A 24,754-nucleotide genomic window follows, 5' to 3' on the forward strand; every position below is an offset into this window, starting at 1 on the left:
AACTTGAACAAACTTGTAACCCATCCAGTTTGACCAAAATTCGTGAAAAATTCAAGAAAATGCAATGTATTCTGCCTGACTTTGGGACAAACCGGCGCCAAAAGGGGGGATCGTTTCAAAATATCAGGAAATGATGGCGCTCTACAGCGAAACCAGCTTCTTGCAGGTTGTCCTCAAACTGACGATGCGGTGGAAGTGACTCGTCCGGCAGTCTCACCCTTTTGCCGGACTGAAGGATCGCCGAGACGCGGACGGAAAGATCCCAGCGGGTGTCGAACCTGAACCGATCAATCTCTGACAGGTCAAGCTCTCCTTGCCGGTTGCCAGTGTACCAGTGAATGGTATTGGGGCCCAAGACGAGGCCCGCGCTGGTGTCCCGCGCTATATCTAAAACGGCTGGCAGGGTAGGCAGCGCCAACAGCGCCATCAGCCACCAGGCGGCACCCAGAAATATCACCAATCCGATCAGCACAGCATAAACGAAGATCAGGATCACAACCGTGTAGGATGAGCGATTCCTGCGCGTGTACGTGAACGGGTTCAAATCGTCTGTCATGCGTCCAAAATGCGCGATACCATTTCGGTTGTATCCCGCGACAGGTTTGGAGTTTCCGCAATGCGGGTCAGTTGCTGACGCATAAGCGTCTGCCGGCCCTCATCATATCGTTTCCAAGTCTGGAAAGCGCTGCACATCCGGGCTGTGGTTTGTGGATTTACCGGATCCAGTCGGATCAACCAATCCGCCAGCAAGGCATAGCCCGACCCGTCGCTGCGGTGAAACCCTGCATGGTTCATGGCCAGAGATCCCATCAAAGCCCGGAACCGATTGGGGTTTTTCCAGTTGAAATCCGCATGCTTGGTCAAGTTGCGTGCGATATCCGCGGCAGTATCCGGGTGGGCCATCGACACCTGCAACGCAAACCACTTGTCCACCACCAACCGGTCATGCCGCCATTGTTCATAAAATGCCGCCAGTTCTGCTTCGCCCTTGCCCGCGCGCAACAGGCAAGACAGGGCAGTCAGCTGCAAGGTCATGTTGTCAGCGTTGGCAAAGCCTTCAGCCGCCTTGACCCCGCCATCCAACCGCGACGTCAGCGCCAGTGCGGCACTGCCCAGCGCCCGCTTGCCCGCTTGCTCGGCGTCAGGGCTGTATGGGGCATCTACTACTGTTTCACCATGCAGGCGCGGCAACAGATCCTGAACATGCTGTGCTGTGGCTTGGCGCAATGTCTCGACCGCGGTCCAGATTGCCATCGGATCCGGCGTTTCGCGCTGTTGATGCAGCTCAGCAGCCAGTTCCGATTGGGTCGGAAGGCCTAGCATCAATGCCCGGTAGGCCGGGTCCAGACTGTCGTCGCGCAAGACGGCCAAAAGCCCCTCCAGATAGTCCGCATTCGGAGCGATATCCGTAAGGATCATTCCAATCAGCGCGTCCTGCGCCAAGGAACGTCCGGCTTGCCAACGATTGAACGGATCGGTGTCGTGTGCCAGCAGAAAGGCACGCTCTGCGCTGGACTGATCCTGTTCGAGTATCACGGGCGCCGAGAATTCCCGCAGGATTGACGGCATAGGCTTAGCCGCGAGCCCGGTGAAGGTGAAGCGTTGCTCAGCTTCCGTTAATTCCAGGATTTCGGTTTCGCGTACTTCATCGCCGTTTGCGCCCAGTAACCCCACCGCCACGGGAATCACCTGAGGCAGCTTGTCCGACTGGCCCGGTGTCGGCAGCGTTTTTTGACTGAGGGTCAGCGTATACGTACCGTCGACCCATTCTTCGGCTACCGACACACGGGGGGTGCCGGACTGGCTGTACCAGCGTTTGAACTGGCTGAGATTGCGCCCCGTTGCATCCTCGAACACTTTCAGCCAGTCTTCGATGGTGCAGGCCTGCCCGTCATGACGTTCAAAATAGAGATCCAGTGCGCGCGCGTACGCCTCATCGCCCACCAGCCGCTTAAGCATTCCGATAACCTCGGCACCTTTTTCATAGACAGTCGACGTGTAGAAGTTGTTGATTTCCTGAAAACTCTCGGGCCGGACGGGGTGCGACAAGGGGCCGTTATCCTCAGGGAATTGGCGTGCCCGCAAGTCTATCACGTCGTGAATTCGTTTGACCGGGGCCGAACGCATGTCCGAGGTGAATTGGGCATCGCGGAACACGGTCAGCCCCTCTTTCAGGCATAGTTGGAACCAGTCGCGGCAGGTGATGCGGTTTCCGGTCCAGTTGTGGAAATACTCATGCGCAATGATGGCCTCGATCCGTTCGAAATTGGCATCGGTCGAGGTTTCGGGACTGGCGAGAACAGCGGAGGAGTTGAAAATGTTCAGCCCCTTGTTCTCCATTGCGCCCATGTTGAAATCGTCGACGGCGACGATGTTGAAGACATCCAGATCATACTCGCGGCCGTATACGTCCTCGTCCCACTTCATGGACTTTTTTAAGGCTTCCATGCCAAAGGCGCATTTGTTTTCGTCGCCGGGGCGAACCCAGAGGTTCAGTTCAACTTCACGACCAGAGTGTGTAGTGAATTGGCCAGGATGAGTGATCAGTTCACCGGCCACCAACGCAAACAGATAGGCCGGTTTCGGCCATGGGTCGGTCCATTCAGCCCAGCCATTACCGCTGCCCGTAGGGTTCCCGTTCGACAGCAGAACCGGCAGATCACCGTTGATACGCACCGTGAACGTTGACATAACGTCCGGCCGGTCGGGATAGTACGTGATTTTGCGGAAACCTTCCGCCTCACACTGGGTGCAGTACATGCCGTTCGACATGTATAGCCCTTCGAGCGCGGTGTTGTTGCCGGGATCAATCTCGACCACGGCCTCCCAGACGAAAGGGCCATCTGGGACTTCGACTGTCAGGCCCTTGTCCGTTACTTCGGGTGCAATTTCAGCCTCATCAATCGATGCCCGGATCAGTTTCAGGTCTTCGCCATGCAAAAAGAATGTCTTGTCCGTGGCTTCGGGGTTCGGACGAAAGGCAATGCGGGACGTCACTCGGGTGGCGTTCGGGGCAAGGTCAAACATCAAGTGGACGCTGTCGACCACATAACCGAATGGCGTGTAGTCCTTCAGGAAAATGGTTGTGGGGGCAGCATCGCGCATTGGGGGGCCTCGCATCGGTTGTTGCTGGCGCGACGTTATGGGCTCTGGTCCTGGGCTGCAAGCGATGCGGGCGCTTTGGCGTCGGATGGGTGGTTCTTTCGAAATGACCCACGGGAATTTCGCCGAACCGAGATGTGCCGAGTTGCCTATCGGAAATATTCGTCCTAATTGAAGTCCGTATACAGTGGCACACAATCGCGGGAGAAGGCGAAAATGAGCGGCAGAGAAACCCGGAACGGGCTGCAGATTGCCTGGGAGCTGGCGGATTTCATTGAAAACCGGGCATTGCCGGGAACCGGTGTTTCGACCGAGAAAGTCTGGGCTGGTCTAGCGCGCATGGTGGAGGAGCTTGGCCCAAAAAACCGCGAATTGCTGGCAAAACGGGCTGATCTTCAAAGCCGTATCGATGGCTGGCATGTCTCGCACAAGGGACAGAAGCATGACGCCGCCGCATATGAGGCGTTTCTGCGTGACATTGGATATCTGGTCGAGGAGGGCTCGGTTTTCCAGATCGAAACCGCCAATGTCGATCCCGAGATCGCCCTGATACCCGGGCCGCAATTGGTTGTGCCGATCACCAATGCCCGCTTTGCCCTGAATGCTGCAAATGCCCGATGGGGCAGCCTGTATGACGCGCTGTACGGCACTGATGCGATGGGAGACTTTCCTGCGGCCGGTGGTTACGATGCTTCGCGCGGTGCCCGTGTCATTGCGTGGGCCAAGGCATTTCTGGATGAGGCGGTACCATTGGCACGTGGCTCGTGGGTCGATGTCACAGACGTAAGCGTCAACGATGGTGTTTTGACTCCCGCTCTTGTGGATGCTGGCAAGTTCGTTGGTTTTGGTGGCAATGCCGATGCGCCTGAGTTCGTGCTGTTTAAGAATAATGGCTTGCACATTCAGGTCACTATCGATCCGTCCAGCAACATCGGTGCATCCGATCCGGCGGGTATCTCAGATGTACTACTGGAATCAGCGCTGTCCACGATCATGGATTGCGAAGACTCTGTGGCCTGTGTTGATGCTGCCGACAAGGTTGTGGCCTATGACAACTGGTTAGGCCTGATGAAGGGCGATCTGACGGAGGATGTGACCAAAGGCGGCACAACCTTCACCCGCAAGCTTTCAGATGACCTGACATACACAACTGCTGACGGCGCGCCCGCCGCGCTCAAAGGCCGCTCGCTGATGCTGGTGCGGAATGTTGGACACCTGATGACCAACCCTGCGGTTCTGGACAGTGAGGGTAACGAGATCGGCGAGGGGCTGATGGATGCGCTTTGCACAACGCTGATCGCCATGCATGACTTGAAGCACGACGGAGGAAACTCGGTCGCAGGCTCGGTCTATGTTGTGAAACCCAAGATGCACGGGCCCGAGGAAGTCGCGTTCTCGGTCGAAATATTCGATATGGTCGAAGACATCCTCGGCCTGCCACGCAACACCGTGAAACTGGGAATCATGGATGAGGAACGCCGGACCTCGGTGAACCTAAAGGAATGCATCCGAGCTGCGAAATCGCGTGTAGCCTTCATCAACACCGGCTTTCTGGACCGGACCGGTGACGAGATTCACACCGCGATGGAAGCCGGTCCGGTGCTGCCCAAGGGCGATATCAAGAACACGCCGTGGATTGCGTCCTATGAGGATCGCAACGTCGATATCGGTCTGGCTTGCGGTCTGAAAGGCAAGGCGCAGATCGGTAAGGGTATGTGGGCGATGCCTGACCGGATGGGCGAAATGCTCGAGGCCAAGATCGGGCATCCTATGTCGGGCGCGACCTGTGCGTGGGTGCCATCTCCGACGGCGGCCACACTGCATGCGACCCACTATCACAAGGTTGACGTTCTGACGCGTCAGAACGAAATCACGGATGGTGGGCCTCGCGGTACGTTGGACGATCTGCTGACCATTCCGCTGCTGGGTGGCCGCAACCTGGGAAGTGATGAGATCACCCGCGAGATCGAGAACAACGCACAGGGCATTTTGGGCTATGTCGTGCGCTGGGTCGATCAGGGTGTTGGTTGTTCGAAAGTGCCGGATCTCAACGATATCGGCCTGATGGAAGACCGCGCAACCTGCCGGATTTCCTCACAGGCGCTGGCCAACTGGCTGCATCACGGAGTGATCAGTCAGGCGCAGGTCATGGAGGCGATGCAAAAAATGGCCGCTGTGGTTGACCGCCAGAATGCTTCGGACCCGGTCTATCGGCCCATGGCGCCGGGTTTCGATGGCATCGCCTTTCAAGCGGCCTGTGATTTGGTGTTCCGAGGCAGGGTACAGCCATCGGGCTATACAGAGCCTGTCCTCCACGCGCGCCGGTTGGAGTTGAAGGCCAGTCAGTGATAGTAGCGGGGCAAGACCCGAGACACTTTGCAAGAACACATCAGGTAGAGGAACACACACATGGCAGTTTCATTGCGGAAGGCCCGCACCATAATTCGCAAAACCCTTGAAAACGGGCGCGAGAAAGAGCTGAAGCCTTTATCTATCGTCGTGCTGGATGCCGGTGGTCATGTCATCGCATTCGAACGTGAAGACGGCGCGGCCCCGGGGCGGTTCGCAATTGCGCACGGTAAGGCATTTGGCTCGGTCATGCTGGGTATGGCAGGAACGGCGCAAATGCAGCGGGCAGAAGGCCAGGCCTATTTCATGGCAGCCGTGAACGGTGTGTATGGCGGTCAGGTCATACCGGTACCGGGCGGTGTTCTATTGCGCGACCGCAAGGGAGAGGTGATTGGTGCGGTGGGTGTGACAGGTGACACCTCGGACAATGACGCCGCTGCAGCATTGGCAGGGATCGAGGCGGCAGGATTGACCGGCGAAATCTGAATGTTTGTTCAGTTTTAGTTTGCGGTGCGGTTAAACCATGGCCGCGCCGCAACTCGTGACGCAACAGAATTTACAATAACATCGCCAAACATTTCAGCCAGGTGGTGAATGCTTGGAAACAGGAACGCCGGGTCGATGGCCGTATTCATGGTCAGCGTTAGATGAACAAAACAGTTTTACGTAGATAGCAGAAGGCCAGCCACGCTATCACCGCGTGGAAAGATGGAGACACAATAACCTCGACAATGTCCAAAGTCGTAATCATGCCCTGACCCTGTTTTATCAGTCCGCGCAGAGACCCGGAGTAGGTGCAGTTTCTGAAAAGCCATAGTGATTTTGCACGTCTATCGGCAGTTTTTGGATCACCGAAAGCCCGGCGCTGAGCGCTAGCCGCCAGATAGAGTTGTCAGCTACAGATCCAGAACTCCAGCCAATAGGACGCGGTCGGGCGCAACAGAGCGGCCCGTCAACACAAGAAATAGGACTGTTGCAAAGTGCCCAATTGGTTCGCCTTTTGCCTCAATAACCGTTTTTGAGGTCATATCTTTGATGCAGTTATGCAGATGTTGAGAAATTCACAGTGCAAGCTGCGTCCACGCACTTTGAAACATCACGCGATTTTGGCATTAAGGTTCGAGCCGTCTCGAAACTGGGAGAGGATTACATAATGCGTCCGATTGTTGGAATAATCGGCAATTCCTACCTGATGAACGATCAGTATCCGACCCATGCGGGCGGAACGATGAATTCGGATGCCGTGTCCAACGTGGCTGATTGTATCCCGTTGTTGATCCCCGCCGATCCGCGTTTTGTCTCGGTTGAGGAGTTGTTGGAGGTCTGCGACGGTTTTCTACTGACCGGTGGTCGCCCCAATGTCCACCCTGAGGAATATGGCGAAGCTGCAACCGCTGCGCATGGCGACTTTGACCGGGCGCGGGATGCGATCACTCTACCGCTGGTGCGAGCCTGCGCCCAGCGTGGCCAGCCATTTTTCGGGATTTGCCGTGGATTTCAAGAGGTCAACGTGGCGATGGGGGGAACCCTTTATCCGGAAATCCGCGATCTTCCAGGGCGCCAGAACCACCGCATGCCGCCCGATGGAACGCTGGAAGAGAAATTCGCCCTGCGGCACGTCGTGACCCTGACTGAAGGTGGTGAATTCCATCGGTTGTTTGGTGCTTGCGAGGTGATGACAAACACGTTGCACGGGCAGGGCATCAAAACCGTTGGACAAAATATTGTCGTCGATGGTCACGCGCCGGACGGGACCCCTGAGGCAATTTATATCAAGGATTCCCCGGGCTTCACCTTGTCTGTGCAATGGCACCCGGAATGGGACGCGGCGAACGACCCCGTGTCTCGCCCGCTGTTCGAGGCCTTCGGTGATGCGGTGCGAGCCTGGGCGAGTTGCAGTCGCAAAACACATCTGAAGCGACTGGCTTGACCGCGGCGGAAAGACCGGCCCGCTGGAAAGACCGGTCCTTCGGGCTTCGTTAAACCAGCAAGTTGAACTGCTTGTTCAACGGCAATTTGCGCGCTCGTTCGCCGGTCAAATCGAACAGAGCGTTGCCGAGTGCGGGCATGGATGGCGGCGTGCCCGGCTCGCCAGCGCCGCCCATATGCTTGTTGGTTTCCAGCACGCGGACCTCTGTCATCGGCGTCGAATGCATGCGCAGCGCGTCATAGTCGGGGAAGTTGTACTGCTCGACCTCGCCATCGGCGAATGTGATCTCGCCGTGGGCGGCGGCGGACAGACCATAGATCATGCCACCGATCATCTGAGCCTCGACTGTGGCTGGATCCAGCGCGAGGCCCATGTCGCATGCGATCCAGGCCTTGTTGATGCGGATTGTTCCGTCCTCATCCACTACCTCGATCACCTGCGCGACAGGTGTGCCGAAGCTGTAGGTCAGCGCCACTCCGCGTCCGACACCATCGGGAGTTTTGCCTGTCCAGCCGGACATCTCTTGCACGGCTTTAAGGCAACCGGCGGATGGGGCGTGTTCACTGCTGGTAAGTTCCAGCCGGATTTCCAGCGGGTCGCGGCCCGCAGCATGGGCCATTTCATCCAGAAATGTCTCGTGGAAGAATCCGTTATGGCTGTTACCGACTGAACGCCAAAAACCAACAGGAACCTGCAAGTCCGCGATATGGCCGCTGATACGGTAGTTCGGCACGGCATAGGGTTGGTTGAACAGCCCCTCGACCAAAACTTTGTCTGGGCCACCACCAGCCATGCCGGTCATCCGTTCAACTGCCTGATGGGTGCAGGACTGCGAGGCGACTTTGCCGTCAATCAGCACGGCCCTTCCGTCCTTGACCGCTCCGCGCATCCGGGCCATCGCGCCGGGGCGGTAGAAGTCATGACGCATGTCCTCTTCGCGGCTCCATGTGGTTTGAACCGGCGTGCCGGGCATCGCCATGGCGACACGGGTTGCGATCACGCCAAAATCAAATTCACCGCGCCGTCCGAATCCACCACCAAGATAGGTGGTGTGCACCTCGACTGCTTCTGTGTCTAGATTTGCAGCACCTGCGATTTTCATTTGCATAAAGGTTGGGGCCTGATTGCCGCCCCAGAATTCCAGTCGGTCGCCCGAGTAAAGCGCCGTGGCGTTCATCGGCTCCATCGTGGCGTGTGCCAGATAGGGAACCGAGTACTCCGCCGTGATTTCCGTTGCGCCTTCGGGCAATACCTCGACATCGCCGTCGTCACGCATGGTCGAATTGGGCTCTTCATCGAACGCTTTGGCTATATGTTCGAACAGACCATCAGTCTCTGGCGGGTAGGGAGCCTCGCCCCAGTCCACGTCAATCGCCTCGACCGCCTGCATTGCCAGCCATGTGTTGCTGGCAATGACTGCGACGCCGGTGCCCAGATCGACAACCTTTTCTACGCCCGGCATCGTCTCCGCTGCGCTGGCATCAAAGCCGTTCATCTGGCCGCCCAGCTTTGGGTTCATGCGGACCGAGGCAAATCTCAGCCCTTCAGGCCGAACGTCAATTCCAAATTCGGCAGTACCAGTCGACTTGCCCTGGATGTCGATGCGCGGCTGAGATTGACCCAGCAGACGCCAGTTGGCAGGGTCGCGCAGTTCGACCTCGGGCGGTTCGATCTGGCCTGCGGCCTCGGCGAGTTCGGTGTATGGGATGCGGGTGCCATCCGGAGCAACCACCGCGCCGTTTTCGGTTTCCAGTTGCGCACGGTCTACGCCCAATTGATCCGCAGCGGCTTGTTTGAGAGTCTCACGTGCGGTGGCGCCAGCCATCCGCATCCGCTCGAACCCATCTTTCATTGACGTCGATCCGCCGGTGACGTGCAGGCTTAGAACCTTGCCGATCACACCCAGAGCCTCGCCCAGATTGTGCTGAAAATCCGAAACGTCATAGCCTTTGTTTGGCAGACCTTCTCCGATCATCGCCGTATTGTAATAGGCCGCGGCCGCCGGGCCATGCAGAACGCGGATCTGGTCGAGTTCGACGTCCAGTTCCTCGGCGATCAGGGCGGCCCAGGTGGTCATCACTCCCTGACCCATTTCCGCACGCGGCGCGAACAAGGTAACGCCCTGCTGATCGATCAGCACAAATGGGCTCAGCGCGGTCTCGCCCTTGCCCGGTTTAAGGGGGTTGGCTGCTGGGCGGGTGACGTAATAAGCGCCAAAAGCAACACCGCCGATAATTGCAGCCGAGCCGATCAGAAAGGTGCGGCGAACGATTTTTCCAATGCGTGCCATGATTCAGACCTCCTTCAGCTTTGCTGCGGCGTCGTGGATGGCGGCGCGGATACGGGGATAGGTGCCGCAGCGGCACAGGTTGCCCTGCATCGCCTCGTCGATCTCGGCATCGGTAGGGGTTGGGTTGTCCGACAGAAGGGCAGCGGCTTGCATGATCTGGCCAGACTGGCAGTAGCCACATTGCGCGACCTGATTATCGACCCAAGCCTTTTGGATTGTGGCCATCGTGTCCGGTGTGCCCAGCCCTTCGATCGTGGTGACGTCACCCCAGACATCGGATAGCGCCACCTGACACGAGCGCACAGCTTCCCCGTCGATGTGAACAGTGCAGGACCCGCAGGCGGCGACGCCGCAGCCGAATTTCGTACCGGTCAGGCCGACCTCGTCGCGCAGAACCCACAACAGGGGGACATCATCAGGCAGATCGACCTGATGGGCTGTTCCATTGATCTTAAGGGTGGTCGCCATGGCGCACCTCTTTTTGGCTGTGACTGACTGTCTGACATAATTAGCGTAAAGTGTCATTGTGTCAATTGACAAAATAAACAAAAAATGTCAGGGGTTCGACTATGACAAACGTTAGTGAAGATCCCAGACAGGCTGCGATCCTGAATTCGGCATTTCAGGCCTTTGCAACCTACGGTTTTCGAAAAACCTCGATGGATGACATTGCCAAGGGGGCCGGTATGTCGCGGCCTGCTGTTTATCTGCATTACAAGAATAAAGAGGCGATCGTTCGTGAGCTTACCCGGCTGTATTATGGCCAAAAGACCCTTTCAGTGACCGAGGCGCTGGGTGGGGGGGGAACCGTGCCGGAAATTTTGGCACGGGCGATTCAAGTGCAATCCGAGGGTATGGCAGATATTCTGGCCTCCCCTCACGGGCTTGAAATGCTGGACGCCACAAAATCCATGTCTACGGATATTGTCCAAGATGGAGAGGCCAAATTGACAGGCCTTTATGCGGACTGGCTGCGGCGTGAAGATGTCGCCGGCCGCGTGCATCTTCCCGTCGGGCCGGATGAGACGGCCGGGACAATTACTGCGGCTCTGAAGGGGATCAAGATGACAGCCTCAGGAGCCGAGGAATTTGAGCTAAGAATCTCTCAATTGGCGGCGTTGTTGGGCGCCGGGTTGGAGGTCAGGTAACGCGCTGTCGGATTTTGTATTCCGGTTTGTCCCATAGCTTGTTGCCGATGATGTCGGCCAGAATATCGACGGCCTGTTCCACGTCGCTTTCTTCAATATAGAGCGGTGTGAAACCGAACCGCATGATGTCGGGCGCGCGGAAATCCCCGATTACACCGCGTTCAATCAGAGCCTGCATTGCGGCGTATCCTTCCGCAAAACGGAACGAGATCTGGCTGCCGCGCCGGTGTGGATCGCGCGGGCTGGCCAGCTCCAACTCGGGACAGGCAGCTTCAACTCGGGCGACGAACAGTTCGGTCAGTTCGATGGACTTGGCGCGAATGTCGGCCATGTTGGTCATGTCCCAGATGTCCATCGCCGAAGACAACGCTGTCATCTGTATCACCGGTGGAGTACCGACCCGCATCCGTTCAATTCCTGCGCCGGGGCGGTAATCCAGATCAAAAGCAAAAGGCGCCTCATGCCCCAGCCAGCCCGAAAGCGCCGGGCGGACCCGGTCCGTCAGGCGAGGAGCGATATAGATGAAAGCAGGCGCCCCGGGGCCACCATTGAGATACTTGTAAGTACAACCCACGGCAAAATCCGCATTGCAGCCAGACAAGTCCACAGGAATTGCACCGGCAGAGTGCGCCAGGTCCCAAACCGTCACCACGCCATTCGCATGGGCCAGTTCCGTCAGTGCTTTCATGTCATGTATGCGTCCGGAGCGGTAATCAACCTCGGTCAGCATCAAAACGGCGATGTCTTCGGTAATGTGCGAGGCGACATCCTCGGGATTGACCACACGCAACTCGTAGTCATCCCCCAATGATCGCAACAGCCCGTCGGCCATATAGAGATCGGAAGGAAAATTGCCGTTATCCGACAGCACCACCTTGCGTCCCGGATTCAGTTCCAGCGCCGAAGCGACGGCCTGATAAACCTTGATCGACAATGTGTCGCCAACCACAACGCTGCCCGGTTCCGCCCCGATCAACCGGCCGATCCGGTCGCCGAGCCCAGTAGGGAGAGCCATCCAACCCGCTTTGTTCCAGCCGGTGATCAGCATCTGCCCCCATTCTTGGCTCAGCATGTCCTGAACTTTCGCACCCGTCGCTTTAGGCAAAGGGCCCAGAGAGTTCCCGTCCAGATAAATCATCCCTTCAGGCAGGTCGAACATGGCCTTTGTTTTGCTGAAATCGGTCATGGGGTCTCGCGCGTTTGTGTAGACAAGTCTGATCTGTCACCGGCGTACCCGATCCTTCTTGGCCTGTCCATCGGTGTGCCGGCCACGGGCTGCGAGTGCTGCGACACCCTGAGCTTTTGCCTTCGCAATCAGAAAGCGGTAGGACATGACACGAAAGCGACATGCTTTGCGAGATTTTGCAACAGGAGGACATCATGCGCCGGATCGATATTCCGCCCGTCTGGTTGATCGGCTTTGCGTTGCTGGCCTGGTTGCAAGGACGCATGTTGCCGCTTGGCTTGTCGCTTGAGGGCGCTGTTACCAACTTGCTCAGCGGGTTGCTTATCGGTGCGGGGATCATTTTGGCAATTATGGCGATTGTCGAATTTCGTCGACATCGCACGACTGTAATCCCGCACGAGACACCCTCGGCCATGGTGCAGTCGGGCATCTACAAGCGCAGCCGAAACCCAATCTATCTGGGCGACGTGCTGATCCTGGCTGGGCTCATCCTTCGATTTGATGCGGTATTGTCGCTTGTCCTGATACCCGTATTTGTCTGGGTATTGGAGCGGCGCTTTATCGTGCCGGAAGAGAACCAATTGCGCCGAACATTCCGGGTTGATTTCGCCCGGTACGAACGCCAGACGCGTCGATGGATCTGAAGTTGTGCGAAATTTGACACATGCTGAAATGCTGCGCTTGCGAAATAATCTTGCGCAGGATACATCGTCTCTGGAACAACAATACCGACGACCTGCGCGAACGGACACGAAATTAAGGAGATCGCACCGGTGAAGATAGGAACACCAAAAGAGGTTTTTGACGGGGAGAACCGGGTTGCGATGACTCCGGATTCAGCGCGTCAATTGCAAAAGCTGGGATATGAATGCTTGATCGAGAAGGGGGCCGGCGCGGCCGCAGGGTTCTCGGATCAAGCCTATGAGGAAGCCGGTGTCGAGGTCATCAAGACCGCCGCGTCGCTTTGGAAGGCTGCAGATATCGTTGCCAAGGTGCGTCAGCCCAACGAAACCGAGCTGAAGCGTCTGACCAAGGACAAGACGTTGATTTCGTTCTTCAACCCGGCCGGGAATGAAGAGGGAATGGCGCTGGCCAAATCCAAGGGTGCCAACGTGATTGCCATGGAAATGGTCCCGCGCATTTCGCGCGCGCAGAAAATGGATGCGCTGTCTTCCATGGCCAACATCGCGGGTTACCGCGCGGTGATCGAGGCGGGCAACAACTTTGGCCGCTTCTTCACCGGTCAGGTGACGGCTGCTGGCAAGGTGCCTCCTGCCAAGGTGCTGATCGTCGGCGCTGGTGTGGCGGGTCTTGCCGCGATCGGGACGTCCACCTCGCTGGGTGCGATCACCTACGCGTTCGACGTGCGCCCCGAAGTGGCCGAGCAGGTCGAATCCATGGGCGCCGAGTTCGTTTACCTGGACTTTGAAGAGGAACAGCAGGATGGCGCGGCCACCGGTGGCTATGCCAGCGTCCAGTCCGAAGAGTTCCGCAACGCGCAATTGGCCAAGTTCCGCGAACTGGCACCCGAGGTAGACATCGTCATTACCACGGCTCTGATCCCCAACCGCCCGGCACCGAAGCTGTGGCTTGAGGATATGGTCAAAGCGATGAAGCCGGGCTCGGTGATTGTAGACCTTGCAGCCGAGCGCGGCGGCAACGTCGAAGGCACCGTACCGGATGAAAAGGTCGTGACCGACAATGGTGTGACCATCATCGGTTATACGGACTTCCCCAGCCGGATGGCGGCGCAGTCCTCGTCTTTGTATGCGACCAATATCCGGCACATGATGACGGACCTGACGCCCGAAAAGGACGGGCAGGTCAATCATGACATGGAAGACGATGTGATCCGTGGCTCGACCGTGACGTATGAAGGCGAGATCACCTTCCCGCCGCCGCCGCCCAAAGTGCAGGCGATTGCGGCGCAGAAAAAGCCCGAGGTCAAGGAATTAACGGCGGAGGAGAAAAAGGCGCAGGAGATTGCTGCCTTCAAGGCGCAAACCAAGCAACAATTCACTCTGTTGGGTGTCGGCGGCGCGTTGATGCTGCTGGTGGGGCTGATTGCTCCGGCCAGTTTCATGCAGCACTTCATCGTCTTCGTGCTGGCAATCTTTGTGGGCTTCCAGGTGATCTGGAACGTCTCGCATTCGCTGCACACACCGCTGATGGCGATCACCAACGCGATCTCGTCGATCATCATCGTCGGGGCGCTTATGCAGATCGGATCTGGGTCAGTCCTTGTCGTTCTGCTGGCGGCACTGTCGGTCTTCATGGCCGGGATCAACATCTTTGGCGGCTTCCTCGTAACCCGGCGCATGCTTGCCATGTTCCAGAAATCTTAAGGAGGCCGGGCACATGGAATTTGGCTTCACCACTGCCGCCTACGTTGTTGCGGCTGTTCTGTTCATCCTGTCCCTTGGCGGCCTGTCGAACCAGGAAAGCGCCAAGCGTGCGGTCTGGTATGGCATCGTCGGTATGGCGCTTGCGGTTTTTGCCACGCTTGTCGGCCCCGGTGCGGGTCGGTGGCTGCTATCGTTGCTGCTGATCGCAGGCGGTGGCCTGATCGGTCAATACGTGGCGCAGCGGGTGCAGATGACCGAGATGCCGCAGCTTGTGGCGGCTATGCACTCGCTGGTTGGTCTGGCGGCTGTGTTCGTTGGCTACAATGCACATTTTGAGGTCCTGAACGTCGCCGAAATGTTCGCGGTCTCGGATGCATCGAAGGACGTTCTGCTCACGGGTCTCGGAGGGTTTGCCCAACTGATCGCCAAGAAGACCCCGGCCGAAGTGTCGATCCTGCATGTCGAGCTGTTTCTGGGCATCTTCATTGGTGCGATCACCTTTACCGGCTCGGTCGTGGCCTATGGCAAGCTGGCGGGCAAAGTGACCTCGGCGGCGACCAAATTGCCCGGTGGTCACGCGCTGAACGCGGCTGCGGCTGGATTATCGCTGATCTGCCTGTTCTGGTACACGGCATCGGGCAGCTTCTTCCCGCTGTTCCTGATGACGCTGGCGGCGCTGTTCATCGGTTATCACCTGATCATGGGCATCGGCGGCGCCGACATGCCGGTGGTCGTGTCGATGCTGAACAGCTACTCGGGCTGGGCGGCGGCGGCTATTGGCTTCTCGCTAGGCAACGACCTGCTGATCGTGGTGGGCGCGCTGGTGGGCTCGTCGGGTGCGATCCTGTCCTATATCATGTGCAAGGCGATGAACCGTCACTTTGTCAGCGTGATCCTGGGCGGTTTTGGCGGCCCGCAGGGCGAACAGATGGCGGTCGAAGGCGAGCAGATCGCAATCGAAGCAGACGGAGTTGCTGCAGCCCTGAACGACGCTGACAGCATCGTCATCATACCCGGTTATGGCATGGCCGTGGCGCAGGCGCAGCAATCGGTCAGCGAGCTGGTTCGCAAGCTGCGCGCCAAGGGCAAGAATGTCCGCTTTGCGATCCACCCCGTTGCGGGTCGTCTACCCGGCCACATGAACGTGCTGCTGGCCGAGGCGAAGGTGCCGTATGACATCGTTTTGGAAATGGACGAGATCAACGACGACTTCCCGGATACGGATGTGGCGATTGTCATTGGATCGAACGACATCGTGAACCCTGCGGCGCAGGAAGATCCCAACAGCCCCATTGCCGGCATGCCGGTTTTGGAATGCTGGAAGGCAAAGCAGGTCTTCGTGTCCAAGCGCGGTCAGGGCACGGGTTACTCGGGTATCGAAAACCCGCTGTTCTTCAAGGAGAACACGCGCATGTTCTACGGCGACGCAAAAGCCTCGCTTGATAAACTCCTGCCAATGATCGACTGATCTGCGGCACGATCACCAAAGAAAGGCGCTCTATACGGGCGCCTTTCCTGTTTTTGATATACCTTCGGAAAACAGGAGGTGGATCATGGAAAAAGTAAACGGCATTGGCGGTCTGTTTTTCCGCACTCGCGACCCCGAAGCGCTGAGCACCTGGTACGAAAAACACCTCGGCGTCAATCACTACGACCCTGTGCCATGGAAGCAGCGTGAGGGGTACACAGTCTTTGCCCCGTTTGCGCAGGACACCGAATATTTCGGACGCAGCGAGCAACAATGGATGATCAATTTCCGGGTTGATGATCTGGCGGCCATGATCTCCCAGTTGGAAGCCGCCGGAATCGCGGTCGAAACCCGCGCCGAATGGGACAGTGAAATTGGAAAGTTCGCCCGCATTCACGATCCCGAGGGAAATCCGATTGAACTCTGGGAGCCAAATCAATGAGATAGCGTGCTTGTATACCGATGTATTCCTGTAAGTGTATGAAATAAAAAGAGAATTGATGTATTGTGCATGTGTCGTATAGTGCGTCGGACGAAGCGGAGCCCTAAATGACGCCAATAGACGACCATCCCCTGCGCTATGCGCTGGCCAATGAACTGCATGCACGGCCTTTCCCGGTGGCGACAATGCCGTGCACGGTGGTTTTTCTGGCGATCAAGAAACCGGAGGCCGCTGCCGCACGGGATCGCCGTGAGGATTTGGAGCACCTGATCAATCTTCTGGATCGTCACGGCGCACAGCACCCTCAGCCGGATGCCACGCACTACGCCGGTCAGATCGGTCGCCATTGGCTGAAGTGGGAGCAGCATACCGAGTTCGTGACCTACACCGCGATTGCCCAGAACGTGAGTGATCGTGCGTTCAACCCGGCCGATTTCGAGGTCTTCCCGCCCGATTGGCTGACGGCCAGTCCGGGCCAGCGGGTCACCTCCGCAATGGTGCGTGTGATAGAACGTGAGGAGGACGAGGTAGTAAAGTCCAAACTGACGGATTGGTTTGAACCGGAAAGCCTCGCCGTCGCCCGTGTGCTGGATGACACCGCCGTTTGCGCCAGCGATTTTCGTATTGATCCGGCGGGACATATGCGCTTTGCACTGTTTGTGAGCGAAGGCACCGGAGAGCGCAGGACCGGGCGGATTGTTCAGCGCCTGTGCGAGATCGAGACCTACAAAGCGATGTCCATGCTGGGTTTTGCGCGTGTTAAACAGCTGATGCCCCGTATCGGAAAGCTGGACGAAAAGCTGACCCGCTTGATGGGGCAGATGACCGATAACTCGGCGCATCCTGACGAACTGTTGCAGGATTTGCTGTCGACATCGATCGAGCTTGAAACTCTTTCAGCCCAATGCTCATTCCGGTTCGGGGCTACGGGCGCTTATGAGGCCATCGTCAACCAGCGGATCGAGGTCCTGCGCGAAGAACGGTTTGAAGGTGGTCAGAACTTCGCCGATTTCATGATGCGCCGCTATGATCCTGCCATCCGCACCGTGAAATCCACGGAACGCCGCCTTCAGGCGCTTTCGGACCGGGCCATTCGAGCGGGAGAGCTGCTGCGAACGCGCGTGGATGTGGAACGCAGTGCGCAGAACCAAGCGTTGCTGGAAAGCATGGACCGACGCGCCGATCTGGCCCTGCGCCTGCAGCATACGGTCGAGGGATTGTCTGTCGTGGCCATCAGCTACTACGCGGTCTCACTGGTCAGCTATCTTCTTTATCCGCTGACCAAAGTGGGGATCAGCAAAGGGATACTGACAGCGGCCGTCACGGTCCCTGTGGTTCTAGGGGTTTGGTACGGAATCCGCCAAATACGCAAGCGGCTGGAATAAGCACCGTTTGCCAAACGCCTTCAAGCCTGTAGAACAGGCCGCGTTTTGGTGAATTCGGTGAGGGCAATCTTTGATCGGTATTTTGGCCGCATGGCGGGCTGTCGCCGCCATGTTCATCCTGAACGGTGCACTGTTTGGTATCTGGGCATCGCGCATTCCCGCCGTGCGTGACCGTCTGGAATTGACACACGAGGCGTTGGGCTATGGCCTGTTGTTCATGGCAGCCGGGGCCGTTTGTTCTTTTCCGATCACCGGGCGACTGACAGACCGCTTCGGCGCAGTAGTCATCACGCGTGCCGTTGCGGTTCTTTACACGTTCTCTCTGGTATTGTTGGCACTGGCTGGAGAGGTCTGGACGTTGGCCGCCTTCTTGTTCGTCTTCGGTGCCTTTCACGGCTCAATGGACGTGGCGATGAACGCCTGGGCGGCAGAGGTCGAGCGAGCCTATGACAAGCCGTTGATGTCCTCGTTTCACGCGATGTGGAGCCTTGGGGCAGGGTTGGGGGCGCTCAGCGGGTATGTCGCGGTTCAGATGGGCTTGACGGTTATCCTTCATTTTCTGCTGGCCGGAGGTGTCGTCGTCGGGCTTGCTCTTGCTTTGTCGTGGGTGCGCTGGACGTCAAAACGCTCTGAACTGTCCAAGGGATCGGTTTTCGCGTTGCCATCCGGGGCGTTGATTTTGGTCGGGCTTACCGCTCTATGCGGAGCACTTGGCGAAGGCGCCGTCGCGGATTGGAGCGCGATTTTTCTGCGCGATGCTACGGGCGCGGCAGAAAGCATCGCAGCATTGGGCTATGCGATCTTTTCGGTAACGATGGTGGCATTCCGTCTGGCAGGTGGGGTTGTCATTGCTCGATTTGGGCCAGCCGCCACGGCCCGGTTCGGCGGTTTATGCGCTGCGCTTGGTGTGTTTTGCGTAGTGTCCGCTGCAGCTCCGCATCTAGCGCTGGTTGGATTTGCCTTAATGGGTGTGGGCTATGCCGTGATCATGCCACTGGCGTTCAGCCGTGCTGCCAGTGATCCAGAGGTTCCACCGGGGCAGGCAATCGCCAGTGTCGCCACACTGGGATATGGCGGGTTGCTGATCGGTCCGCCGCTGATCGGAATATTGGCTGAGTTGCTGACCCTGCGACTGGCCTTTGCGGTACTCTTGCCGCTGGCGGTCGTGATCGTGGTGTTAGCCGGCGCGCTGAGGCGCGCCAACTGAGTTTGTTTCAGCGTCCGCGAATGCGCGGGTCCAGCGCGTCGCGCAGACCGTCGCCCAGGTAATTGACGCTCAGCACGGTCAGCGAAATCGCCAGCCCGGGCCAGAACACGCGCTCGGGGTATTGCTGCAGGTAGTCGACGCCATCAAACAGCAGGCGGCCCCATGTCGGGAAGTCAGGCGGGAACCCAAGCCCCAAGAAGGACAAAGCGCTTTCAGTGATAATCGCCGTGGCAATGCCCAGCGTTGCGGACACCATGATAGGCGACAGCACGTTGGGCAAGATATGCCGGGTGATGATCTGCGAGTTGCTGGTGCCGATCGAACGGGCGGCCAGCACGAACTCACGCTCCTTGATGGCCAGCACGTCGCCGCGCACAATCCGTGCTGTAGGCATCCACGATGTGATCCCGATGGCGCAAACGATCAGGATGAATATCCCGCGCTCCAACCCGAAGGCCGCAGACAAGGGCTCGCGGAACAGCAGCATCATCACAAGCAGCAGCGGCAATAGGGGCAGGGCCAGGAACAAATCGGTCAGGCGCATTAGCGGACCGTCCAACCGCTTGAAGAACCCGGCCACAACGCCAATGAAAGAGCCCAGGAACAGGGCCAGCAGCATCGCAGTGATACCAACTGAAACCGACGTTTGGCCGCCTGACATCATTCGTGCCATGATATCGCGACCCAGCTGATCGGTACCAAAGGGATGGGCGAGGCTTGGCCCCTGATTGCGTGCCCGGATATCGATCTGTGTTGGATCGATGGTCCACAAGTAAGGCCCCAGATAGACAGCGGCGACGATGAAAATGAACAACACCGCTCCCAGCATCGCGCCCTTATGCGTCTTGAACTGATCCCAAACGTCGCGCCACTGGCTGCGGGGTGGGGTGGCCAGCTCCTCCATCACGTCTGCGGTGGGCAGGGCCGTTGAAGCGGGCGCGAGCCCTTCGTCGGGGACCAGCGTGTCGGTGTGATCCTTATCAGTCATAGCGGATCCTCGGGTCCAGAATGCCATACAGAACGTCTGCGATCAGGTTGAACAGAACGATCAGAACAGCAAAGATGAAGGTCAGGGTTTGCACCATCGGAAGGTCATTGGCCTGAATTGCGCCAATCAACAGTTGACCGATGCCGTTTACCTTGAACACCTGCTCGGTGATGATTGCGCCGCCGAAGATGGCGGGAATACCCAGCGCGATCACGGTCACCACCGGGATCATCGAGTTGCGCAGAACGTGCACCATGACGACGGTATATTCACTCAGCCCCTTGGCGCGGGCGGTGCGGACATAGTCCTGATTGAGGTTATCCAGCATGGACGCCCGCATAAACCGGCTGAGCTGCGCAGTGATCTGAAGGGCCAAAACCATGACCGGCATGATCATCTGTTTCAGCTGCACGACAAAGCTGTCCCAACTGTTCACAACAAGTGTGGTGTCATAGATCGACGGGAACCAGCCCAGCTGCACCGAAAAGATCACGATCACCAGAACGCCCGAGAAGAACGGCGGCACCGAGAACCCGACCATTGAAACGAATGTCCCCATTTGGTCGAACCAGGAGTACTGGCGGTAAGCAGAGTAGATGCCGATGGGAAGGGCGATCAGGATGGCGACCACATAGGCGGTGCCGACAACCCACAGGGTTTGCGGGATACGCTGAACCACGATGTCCATGACGGGCGAGCGGGTCTGCCACGAAATCACACGCAGATCACCTTCTGAGAAGGTTGTGCCGAACATTGCGTCGACCAGCACCTGCGGTTCGATCCAGAAGAACTGCACGATCCATTTCCAGAACCGGATATGCATCGGCTGACCGAGACCAAGCGCCTCGCGCATCTTCTCTTTGACTTCGGGCGGAACAGTGAGCGGTACCTGCGCCATCGGATCGCCTGGTGCGAGCTCGAGGAGCAGGAAAATGACGAGGCTGATGAACAAGAGCGTAGGAACGGCCAGGATCAGTCGTCTTATAGTGAAGTTGAGCATTAAGAGGCGCCTTTGTATGCGTCTTCTTGTTGGTGGAGTATGCGAAATACCGCGCCCCGAACAAGATCAGGGCGCGGTGTATGCAAGACTAGCGCTTACGAACCGGTTTTGCGATACCAATCAGCAGCGTTCCACAGTTCGCTGTCCCACACGTTCAGAACAACACCACCAAGCGTGTTCGAATGTGCCGACAGACGGCCACGGTGCACCAGCGGGATCATGCCGCCGTTTTCAACCATGATGTCGTTCAGACGACGGGCGATTTTCGCACGCTCGTCCGCGCCAGCAGTTTCGGCCAGCTGACCATGCAGCTTGTCGAACTCTTCGTTGCAGAAGCGGCTGATGTTTTCACCCTGCCACTGGCTTTCCGGCTTGGGTGCTTTGTCGCACAGGCCGTTGCCCAGATAGGATTGCGGGTCTGTGCCGTTGAAGGTGTTGGCGTACATCTCAACGTCAGCATAGAACTTCTGGAAGGTGTCAGGCGAACCCGGGTCACCACCGAAGAAGACCGACGCGTTGATGTTGCGCAGCTCGGATTCGATACCGATCTGGCTCCACCATTCTTTGATCAGCGCCTGGAAGTCCTGACGAACAGCGTTGGTCGAGGTCTGATAGACGATCTTCAACGGAACGCCGTCCTTTTCGCGCACACCGTCGCCATCGGAATCAACGATACCTGCATCATCCAGCAGCTTCTTCGCGCCTTCGATGTCCTGTGTGTCACAGGTGAACGTGTCCGAATTGACAGCAGCCGGGGCCGGGACCCAGTTACAGGTGACCTGACCGGCCTGACCATAGCCGATTTCTACCAGCAGCGGACGGTCAATAGCCATCGACATCGCCTTGTAAACCGCAGGATCCGTCAGGAACGGGTGCGGATGCTTGGCGGTCGAACGTTCACCTTCCGGGAGATCGGATGACGGGTTGGTCTGGTTCAGCATGATACGCTCGACCAGCGGGCCGAAGCCTGCAACCGGAGTACCCTTGCCGCCTTCCTGCATTTGCTGGATTACTTCAGGTGCCAGCTGCAGGTTCCAAGCATAGTCGAACTCGCCAGTTTCCATGACGGCGCGACCCGCCGCAGTTGCATCGCCGCCACCCTTGAAGGTCAGCGTTGCGAAGGCCGGTTTTGCCGGATCGCGGTAGTTTTCGTTGGCCTTCATGGTGATCACGTCGTTCGGCTTGAACTCGGTGACGACAAAGGGTCCGGTGCCGATCGGGTTGAAGTTCTCGGTCGTGCATTCGGGGGCTTTCGCGCCCACGCAGTCAGCGAACTGAGCAGCCTGAATGATCGGGCTTTCACCGCCTACGAAGGGGCCATAGGGGAACGGAGTCGGCGCGTCGAAAGTGACTTTTACGGTCAGATCGTCGACGGCTTCTACATTGGTGACGCCTTCAAATTTGGTAACCTGCGCGCAGCCGCCTTCGGGGTGCATGCAGTAATCGGCCGTAAACTTCACGTCAGCCGAGGTGAACGGCGTGCCATCCGACCAGGTGATTCCCGGAGCGATTTTCCAAGTGATCGAGGTCAGATCTTCGCTGACGCCGCCATTCTCAACCGTCGGAATTTCAGATGCCAAAAATGGCACCATGTTGCCGTCTTGGTCGTAGCGGGCCAGAGGCTCGATCACCAGCGAAGCCGATTCCACATCCTTGGTACCGCCTGAAAGAAACGGGTTCAGGATCGAAGGTGCCTGCCAGTAAATGATGCTGACATTGCCGTCCGATCCGCGCTCGGCAAAGGCCATCGGGGCCATAGCCGTGCTGGCGATCGCACCAAGCAAAAGGGTTTTGATTTTCATCATACACTCCATGTTGGACACTTACGTGTCTCGATTATCTCCGCGAGGCCTGCGGACTAGGCGTTGCCGAACTGGGTGGCAAGGTATTGAAAAAAAACGAAAACGAAATTTACGCTTCGTGTTTTCTGCCCTCTCCCAAAAACGGTTACGCGGCGTATCGAAACAGAGTTTCTGAAAATTGCAAGCCTTGCCGCAGCGAAATTCTGCAATGCGTTTGACTTTTCCCGTCTCGCCGCCTTAGCGTTTGGCAACCAAAAAAACATAAGCCGCCAAGGGGAGCGTGCACGTGCTGGATCAGCCAATTGCCCAGATCAAGAAACTACGTGTAGAATTTCAGACAAAGGACGGACCTGTCGTTGGGGTCGAAGACGTCTCCTTTGAGGTACACCCAGGCGAAACCGTTTGTATCGTTGGCGAATCGGGGTCCGGTAAATCGGTATCCTCGCTGTCGCTGATGCGATTGGTCGAGTTCGGCGGCGGCGAAATTGCCGACGGTCAACTGCTGTTTGATCGGCGCGACGGCGAAGAGATGGACCTGTCAAAGGCTGATCAGGATCTGATGAAACAGATTCGCGGTAACGAGATCGGAATGATCTTTCAGGAACCGATGACGGCATTGAACCCCGTGTTTACGGTCGGTCGGCAACTGACCGAAGGGTTGCGAATCCACAAGGACCTGAACAAAGCTGACGCTGAGGCGCGGGCTCTTGAATTGTTGCGTCAGGTTCGAATCCCCGAGCCCGAGCGGCGTCTGAAGCAGTATCCGCACGAATTGTCCGGTGGGATGCGTCAGCGCGTGGTGATCGCAATGGCGATGGCATGCGAGCCGCGCTTGCTTATTGCGGACGAACCGACGACGGCGCTCGACGTGACTATTCAGGCCGAGATTCTCGCGTTGATGGACCGCCTCAAGCGCGAAACTGGCACGGCGGTGATGTTTATCACCCACGACATGGCTGTTGTTGCGCAGATGGCTGACCGGGTTGTGGTTATGTTCCGCGGCAACAAGGTCGAAGAGGGGTCGGTCAACGAAATCTTTGAAAATCCGCAGCACGACTACACCAAATCCCTGCTGGCGGCGGTGCCGAAGCTGGGCGAGATGCGCGGCAAGGCCGCGCCCGAGCCGATGAAGTTGCTGGGCGTCGAAGGGCAGAATACCGACCCGATCCCCGGCACCGAAGAGGTGCTGCTGACGGTCAAGAACCTGACCACAAGGTTCCCGGTCAAGGGCGGGTTGCTGCGCCGCACCATCTCGAACGTGCATGCGGTTGAGGACGTGTCGTTCACGCTGAACCGGGGTCAGACGTTGAGCCTGGTGGGCGAATCCGGCTGTGGCAAGTCGACGGCGGGTCGTTCGATCCTGCGGCTGGTCGAACCCCTGACGGGTGAGGTCAACCTGGACGGCGTCGATATCATCGGGCTCGATCAAAAGGGGTTGCGGCAGGCGCGGCTCGACATGCAGATGATCTTTCAGGACCCGTTCGCCTCACTCAATCCGCAGATGCAGCTTATCGATCAGGTGGCCGAGCCGATGCGGAACTATGGCGTTGCGTCTGGCTCCGAATTGCAGGACCGGGTCGCGAACCTGTTCGACAGGGTGCATCTGCCGCGCAGCTTCATGCGCCGCTTCCCGCACGAGATGTCGGGTGGTCAGCGCCAGCGGATCGCCATTGCGCGTGCTCTGGCATTGAACCCCAAGCTGATCATTGCGGATGAGGCGGTCTCGGCGCTGGATGTGTCCGTACAGGCGCAGGTTCTGAACTTGATGATGGAACTGCAATCCGAGCTTGGCCTCAGTTATTTGTTCATCAGTCACGACATGGCCGTGGTCGAGCGAGTCAGCCACTATGTGGGCGTCATGTATCTGGGGCGGATCGTCGAACTGGGGCCACGTGCACGTGTCTTTGAAAACCCGCAGCACGCCTATACCCAGGCACTGATGAAGGCGGTTCCGATCGCCGATCCGAACAAACGCAAATCGGAAAAAGATTTGAATTTCAAACCGATCCCGTCGCCTATTCATCCGATCGGATACACGCCGGAGCCATCAAACTACCGCGAAGTCGAGCCAGGCCATTTTATCCTGACCACTGACAGCGGGTATTAATCCCT

At 57.8% G+C, this 24,754-nt stretch carries 19 protein-coding genes; 11 read left to right on the forward strand and 8 right to left on the reverse strand.

Annotation, left to right across the window (positions count from 1 at the left end; genetic code table 11):
• Positions 1–115: 115 nt before the first annotated feature.
• Positions 116–556, reverse strand: a complete 441-nt coding sequence (locus tag AC2TDA_RS02195) for a hypothetical protein (protein WP_480878666.1) — start codon at positions 554–556, stop codon at positions 116–118.
• Positions 553–3,105 (reverse strand): aminopeptidase N, encoded by a 2,553-nt coding sequence (gene pepN / locus AC2TDA_RS02200; RefSeq protein WP_480878667.1) that lies wholly within the window; start codon positions 3,103–3,105, stop codon positions 553–555. Before pepN ends, AC2TDA_RS02195 begins: the two co-directional genes overlap by 4 nt.
• A 213-nt stretch (positions 3,106–3,318) precedes the next feature.
• Between pepN and AC2TDA_RS02205 the strand changes: the two genes are divergently transcribed.
• From AC2TDA_RS02205 to AC2TDA_RS02215, 3 genes are all read left to right on the forward strand, one after another.
• Entirely contained in the window at positions 3,319–5,451 is a 2,133-nt protein-coding gene (locus tag AC2TDA_RS02205; RefSeq protein ID WP_480878668.1) for a malate synthase G, read from the forward strand.
• Positions 5,452–5,511: 60 nt separating this feature from the next.
• Positions 5,512–5,937, forward strand: coding sequence for a GlcG/HbpS family heme-binding protein (locus AC2TDA_RS02210; protein WP_480846406.1), 426 nt, complete (start codon positions 5,512–5,514; stop codon positions 5,935–5,937).
• 664 nt (positions 5,938–6,601) lie between these two features.
• Positions 6,602–7,381, forward strand: coding sequence for a gamma-glutamyl-gamma-aminobutyrate hydrolase family protein (locus AC2TDA_RS02215; protein WP_480878961.1), 780 nt, complete (start codon positions 6,602–6,604; stop codon positions 7,379–7,381).
• Positions 7,382–7,430: 49 nt separating this feature from the next.
• On the opposite strand, the gene AC2TDA_RS02220 is transcribed toward AC2TDA_RS02215, so the two are convergent.
• Both AC2TDA_RS02220 and AC2TDA_RS02225 read right to left on the reverse strand, forming a co-directional pair.
• Positions 7,431–9,671 carry a xanthine dehydrogenase family protein molybdopterin-binding subunit gene (locus AC2TDA_RS02220; RefSeq protein WP_480878669.1) on the reverse strand — a complete coding sequence of 747 codons (2,241 nt, stop codon included), beginning with the start codon at positions 9,669–9,671 and terminating at the stop codon, positions 7,431–7,433.
• Positions 9,672–9,674: 3 nt separating this feature from the next.
• Positions 9,675–10,139, reverse strand: a complete 465-nt coding sequence (locus AC2TDA_RS02225; RefSeq protein ID WP_480846409.1) for a (2Fe-2S)-binding protein — start codon at positions 10,137–10,139, stop codon at positions 9,675–9,677.
• Between the two features lie 101 nt (positions 10,140–10,240).
• On the opposite strand from AC2TDA_RS02225, the gene AC2TDA_RS02230 reads away from it, so the two are divergent.
• Entirely contained in the window at positions 10,241–10,819 is a 579-nt protein-coding gene (locus tag AC2TDA_RS02230; RefSeq protein ID WP_480878670.1) for a TetR/AcrR family transcriptional regulator, read from the forward strand.
• On the opposite strand, the gene kynU is transcribed toward AC2TDA_RS02230, so the two are convergent.
• A complete protein-coding gene (kynU, locus tag AC2TDA_RS02235; RefSeq protein WP_480878671.1) occupies positions 10,812–12,005 on the reverse strand; it encodes a kynureninase in 1,194 nt (397 codons plus the stop codon). The two genes, AC2TDA_RS02230 and kynU, sit on opposite strands and share 8 nt — an antisense overlap.
• Before the next feature lie 194 nt (positions 12,006–12,199).
• Between kynU and AC2TDA_RS02240 the strand changes: the two genes are divergently transcribed.
• The 6 genes from AC2TDA_RS02240 (at position 12,200) to AC2TDA_RS02265 (ending at position 18,852) form a co-directional block, all read left to right on the forward strand.
• The gene (locus tag AC2TDA_RS02240; RefSeq protein ID WP_480846413.1) at positions 12,200–12,649 is read left to right on the forward strand and encodes a methyltransferase family protein; all 450 of its coding nucleotides are present in this window, start codon (positions 12,200–12,202) and stop codon (positions 12,647–12,649) included.
• A 129-nt stretch (positions 12,650–12,778) separates the two neighbouring features.
• Positions 12,779–14,350, forward strand: a complete 1,572-nt coding sequence (locus tag AC2TDA_RS02245; RefSeq protein ID WP_480878672.1) for a Re/Si-specific NAD(P)(+) transhydrogenase subunit alpha — start codon at positions 12,779–12,781, stop codon at positions 14,348–14,350.
• 13 nt (positions 14,351–14,363) lie between these two features.
• Complete coding sequence (locus AC2TDA_RS02250; RefSeq protein ID WP_480878673.1) at positions 14,364–15,818, forward strand: NAD(P)(+) transhydrogenase (Re/Si-specific) subunit beta; 1,455 nt, start codon at positions 14,364–14,366, stop codon at positions 15,816–15,818.
• A gap of 85 nt (positions 15,819–15,903) precedes the next feature.
• Positions 15,904–16,260, forward strand: coding sequence for a VOC family protein (locus tag AC2TDA_RS02255; protein ID WP_480846417.1), 357 nt, complete (start codon positions 15,904–15,906; stop codon positions 16,258–16,260).
• 107 nt (positions 16,261–16,367) lie between these two features.
• Entirely contained in the window at positions 16,368–17,645 is a 1,278-nt protein-coding gene (locus AC2TDA_RS02260; protein WP_480846418.1) for a DUF3422 family protein, read from the forward strand.
• Positions 17,646–17,715: 70 nt separating this feature from the next.
• The gene (locus AC2TDA_RS02265) at positions 17,716–18,852 is read left to right on the forward strand and encodes an MFS transporter (protein WP_480878674.1); all 1,137 of its coding nucleotides are present in this window, start codon (positions 17,716–17,718) and stop codon (positions 18,850–18,852) included.
• A gap of 7 nt (positions 18,853–18,859) precedes the next feature.
• Here AC2TDA_RS02265 and AC2TDA_RS02270 read toward each other — a convergent pair whose 3' ends face one another.
• The 3 genes from AC2TDA_RS02270 to AC2TDA_RS02280 all read right to left on the reverse strand — a co-directional run bounded on the left by AC2TDA_RS02270 (position 18,860) and on the right by AC2TDA_RS02280 (position 22,642).
• Positions 18,860–19,840: an ABC transporter permease gene (locus tag AC2TDA_RS02270; RefSeq protein ID WP_480846421.1), complete on the reverse strand. Its 981-nt coding sequence runs from the start codon at positions 19,838–19,840 to the stop codon at positions 18,860–18,862.
• Positions 19,833–20,840, reverse strand: a complete 1,008-nt coding sequence (locus AC2TDA_RS02275) for an ABC transporter permease (RefSeq protein WP_480846423.1) — start codon at positions 20,838–20,840, stop codon at positions 19,833–19,835. The genes AC2TDA_RS02270 and AC2TDA_RS02275 overlap by 8 nt, the downstream gene beginning before the upstream one ends.
• A gap of 95 nt (positions 20,841–20,935) precedes the next feature.
• Positions 20,936–22,642 (reverse strand): peptide ABC transporter substrate-binding protein, encoded by a 1,707-nt coding sequence (locus AC2TDA_RS02280; RefSeq protein WP_480846424.1) that lies wholly within the window; start codon positions 22,640–22,642, stop codon positions 20,936–20,938.
• Positions 22,643–22,928: 286 nt separating this feature from the next.
• Here AC2TDA_RS02280 and AC2TDA_RS02285 point away from each other — a divergent pair, with 286 nt between their 5' ends.
• Entirely contained in the window at positions 22,929–24,749 is a 1,821-nt protein-coding gene (locus AC2TDA_RS02285; protein WP_480846425.1) for an ABC transporter ATP-binding protein, read from the forward strand.
• Positions 24,750–24,754 lie beyond the last annotated feature (5 nt).

The sequence above is a fragment of the Ruegeria sp. HKCCD6426 genome (genome assembly GCF_057221115.1).

Excerpts from the sequence above, each read along its gene's own strand:
- AC2TDA_RS02205 (WP_480878668.1), top strand. The coding sequence starts at position 3,319 with ATGAGCGGCAGAGAAACCCGGAACGGGCTGCAGATTGCCTGGGAGCTG.
- AC2TDA_RS02240 (WP_480846413.1), top strand. The coding sequence starts at position 12,200 with ATGCGCCGGATCGATATTCCGCCCGTCTGGTTGATCGGCTTTGCGTTG.
- AC2TDA_RS02275 (WP_480846423.1), bottom strand. The coding sequence starts at position 20,840 with ATGCTCAACTTCACTATAAGACGACTGATCCTGGCCGTTCCTACGCTC.
- AC2TDA_RS02225 (WP_480846409.1), bottom strand. The coding sequence starts at position 10,139 with ATGGCGACCACCCTTAAGATCAATGGAACAGCCCATCAGGTCGATCTG.
- AC2TDA_RS02230 (WP_480878670.1), top strand. The coding sequence starts at position 10,241 with ATGACAAACGTTAGTGAAGATCCCAGACAGGCTGCGATCCTGAATTCG.
- AC2TDA_RS02280 (WP_480846424.1), bottom strand. The coding sequence starts at position 22,642 with ATGAAAATCAAAACCCTTTTGCTTGGTGCGATCGCCAGCACGGCTATG.
- pepN (WP_480878667.1), bottom strand. The coding sequence starts at position 3,105 with ATGCGCGATGCTGCCCCCACAACCATTTTCCTGAAGGACTACACGCCA.
- AC2TDA_RS02220 (WP_480878669.1), bottom strand. The coding sequence starts at position 9,671 with ATGGCACGCATTGGAAAAATCGTTCGCCGCACCTTTCTGATCGGCTCG.
- AC2TDA_RS02195 (WP_480878666.1), bottom strand. The coding sequence starts at position 556 with ATGACAGACGATTTGAACCCGTTCACGTACACGCGCAGGAATCGCTCA.
- AC2TDA_RS02250 (WP_480878673.1), top strand. The coding sequence starts at position 14,364 with ATGGAATTTGGCTTCACCACTGCCGCCTACGTTGTTGCGGCTGTTCTG.
- AC2TDA_RS02255 (WP_480846417.1), top strand. The coding sequence starts at position 15,904 with ATGGAAAAAGTAAACGGCATTGGCGGTCTGTTTTTCCGCACTCGCGAC.
- AC2TDA_RS02210 (WP_480846406.1), top strand. The coding sequence starts at position 5,512 with ATGGCAGTTTCATTGCGGAAGGCCCGCACCATAATTCGCAAAACCCTT.
- kynU (WP_480878671.1), bottom strand. The coding sequence starts at position 12,005 with ATGACCGATTTCAGCAAAACAAAGGCCATGTTCGACCTGCCTGAAGGG.
- AC2TDA_RS02260 (WP_480846418.1), top strand. The coding sequence starts at position 16,368 with ATGACGCCAATAGACGACCATCCCCTGCGCTATGCGCTGGCCAATGAA.
- AC2TDA_RS02270 (WP_480846421.1), bottom strand. The coding sequence starts at position 19,840 with ATGACTGATAAGGATCACACCGACACGCTGGTCCCCGACGAAGGGCTC.